3 protein-coding genes are annotated in these 2,821 nt (G+C 40.8%); all 3 read right to left on the reverse strand.

The annotated features are described in order from the left end of the window. Nucleotides 1-132 precede the first annotated feature (132 nt). The 3 genes from ACUVXA_RS19260 to ACUVXA_RS19270 all read right to left on the reverse strand — a co-directional run bounded on the left by ACUVXA_RS19260 (nt 133) and on the right by ACUVXA_RS19270 (nt 2,555). Nucleotides 133-492: a hypothetical protein gene (locus ACUVXA_RS19260; RefSeq protein WP_445872913.1), complete on the reverse strand. Its 360-nt coding sequence runs from the start codon at nt 490-492 to the stop codon at nt 133-135. 69 nt (nt 493-561) lie between these two features. After that, entirely contained in the window at nt 562-1,194 is a 633-nt protein-coding gene (locus tag ACUVXA_RS19265) for a hypothetical protein (protein WP_445872914.1), read from the reverse strand. Between the two features lie 470 nt (nt 1,195-1,664). Further along, nucleotides 1,665-2,555, reverse strand: coding sequence for a hypothetical protein (locus ACUVXA_RS19270; protein WP_445872915.1), 891 nt, complete (start codon nt 2,553-2,555; stop codon nt 1,665-1,667). Between the last annotated feature and the right edge of the window lie 266 nt (nt 2,556-2,821).

Raw genomic sequence — 2,821 nt, forward strand, 5'->3', positions numbered from 1 at the left:
ACATATGTAAAACGCCTGCAAGAGCGGAGAGGTTCATGCCTTAAGGGCAGGTGCTTCCCTATGAAGCAGGAACCGAACACCATCTGGAAGTGTCCTAGATGGGTAAGTTTCGGACAACGGTCCGAGAACTTCCTAGAGGGGGGAATTGAGTGCAAGAACACCGTAAGCCTTCGGTGGCTCGTCTGTATTAAGAAAAATGGTGTACTTCTCCAAATAGCGGAAAACAATGAGTTTCCCTTTAACAAAGTTTTTCCAGCCGCGGATTATCTCTAGTTCATCGGGTGAGAATTTATGAGGATTCTCCCTAATAAACGAGTCAATCAACTCTGGGTGCTCGTACAACTTCTCCCTAAACGCGTATATTTCCTCTAGGTCTTTAAAATCGTCTGGCGAATCTACACCGCTCGCAACGTTATACTTTTTATTAATGTAAATCAGTAACGGGTGGTAGAGCTTGTAGAATAGTTCAACATCCTCCTTACACCGCTTCATTTTTTTCGCCCTCCATTTCTAGACGGTTATTTTTCTTTTTTGAGCTTATCGCTCTTTGGAAGTCTTTCTTTATGCATGCATTACTCTGAAACCTTTAGTTTTATTCCAGTTGTAGAAGAAAAGGAACCGCTTCATGGGGAGGTTAACGTCTGACTTGGCTCTTTCACTTAGTCTCTTATACCTCTTTAGGAAAAAATCTTTGGTACTGGCGGGGAAAACCAAGGATATGCCTGAGGTCATGTTAAAATCTTTAAATGGGATGAGTCTAATAAATATTAGTAAATTGGGAACAGCAGTTCTACTAAAGTTGATATCTATGATATTTATGTTTTCTTTCTCGTTCAAAAGGTCATTTAAAACTAGTGTGCTTTCCGACGCCGAGACAGAAACAACTTTGAATAGGGATGTGTAAGATGAAAGTAGGGCGTCTAGAATCTCTTTTTCCACATTGTTTTCTCCGCCAATCCTCTTTCTGTAAATCTCGATGGCATTCTTGTTGTTACTTTTATACTCGTTGAGCGCGAAATCCATCAAAACATCTGTATCATTCTCATTTAAAAATATAAAGGTATCTCCCTGAAGAATGCCTAGCAACTTTCCTGATTCATTGAGCGCTTTTTTACTAAGAGTGCGTTTCATTATTTTGTCAAATAATTTTTTACTGGCTTCTCTATACCTCACGTACTTTTCAACTAGACTCAAAGCAAACATCCTCTACTCATGGGGCTTCAGTCAAACTAAGCGTGTCCGAATCCAGACTGATGCTGAATTTTGGTAATACGTAGCGAACCAAGTTCACAAAACTATACCACATCCAAATTTTTTAACTTTTTTAATGATGTCCCCCCTCCCAAAAGTTTTCGGCGCCTTTTTATTCGTTGAACTCGCTATTTTGAAAACTGTGTCGAGTATCTTTAAGACACACACAAGCATCACCCTCTGCACCACACCGAGAAGGCGTCGAAAAACTCTAAAGAGAAAGGCAAAAAATATGCAACCCAAAATGAGTAAGACAAATAACCCTCAACACCGTAACATGGATGACACAAGAGAAACGGATTAAGAAAGGGGGAACACTCGGAAGAAATAATCCAGAAATCACCAGATAACCAAGTATCACTACAGAGGTTTCCTACATTTTTGTTTCTGCTAAGACTGAGGGGGTGCAAACATTACTGTTTCGTCTTTAATTGAAAGATGTAAACAAAGTTCCTTTTTTCGGCAGGAACGATATCATTTGCAATTCTTTCAACTTCTTCCCTTGTTGTTCCGCTTGCAACGATTTCGCCCTCTAGCGTAGCGAACCATCCTTGGGTCAAGCCGACCTCGCGTAAACGTTTTCCAAGTGTTTTGGCGTGGATTTTTCCCATTTCCTGGTGGTAGAGTGTTAGAAGATTAGGGTCCTTGATTAATTCATCTATTTCTTCCCAATATCTTTCTCGGTTGCTTTCACTTTTCAGGTAGAATTTTAGCTTGTCAGCGTCGCTTTGCTTCTCTTCCTTCTCTATAAATGGGAGAGAGGTTATGATTCCGAATCTGTGCTTAGCCTCTTGATAAGCGTGGTTGAAGCTGCGGCGGATACCTCCACCAAAAAATATGTTGTACGGAATAACGATGCCGTCATACACGATTTTGTCTTTGAAAGGTAGAAGCACACAGTCAACCATTACTGGCAGACTGGACCCAAGCATCTCTTCAAAGGGTGTGTAAAGTGAGAGAACCCCATAGGCTTTCGGCGGGCCATCTGTTTTAAGAAAAACGGTGTACTTCTTCATGTAGCGGAAAACAAGGAATTCCCCTTTAACAAAGTTTTTCCAGCCACTGATTATATTTAACTCGGTGGATGAGAAGTTCAGGGGATTCTCCGCAACAAACGAGCCGATTAGCTCTAGATGATTATATAAATGCGTTCTAATCTTACCTAATTCTCTCTTGTCGGGTAACTCTTTAATATCCTCTGGAGAATTTATGCTCTCCACGATGTTCTCCTTTACGTTAACGTAAACCAGTAACGGGTGGTAGAGCTTGTAAAACAGCTCAACATCCTTCTCGGGTAAACTCAAACAAACCACCCCCGTGGACCACTTTTTTGATGTGACACATGGTAAACTTCGTATCCACACTTTAAGTTCCTTAACTTTTTTAACTATTTGAAAGTATATAATAGGCAACCGGTATGTGTTGAACTTGGAGCGCCAAGGATTCAGAGAACTGAGGCTACACAAACAAGCAAACATAAAGAAGAATAAAACTGAGACCACCATAATGCTTTTAGAACCGTTGTCCGAAACTTACCCATTTAGGACACCGCCTAAATGGTGTTCGGTTC

Source organism: Candidatus Jordarchaeum sp., from assembly GCF_052745115.1.

Bases quoted from the DNA above. Each gene is read 5' to 3' on its own strand.
- ACUVXA_RS19260 (WP_445872913.1), bottom strand. From the start codon at position 492: ATGAAGCGGTGTAAGGAGGATGTTGAACTATTCTACAAGCTCTACCAC.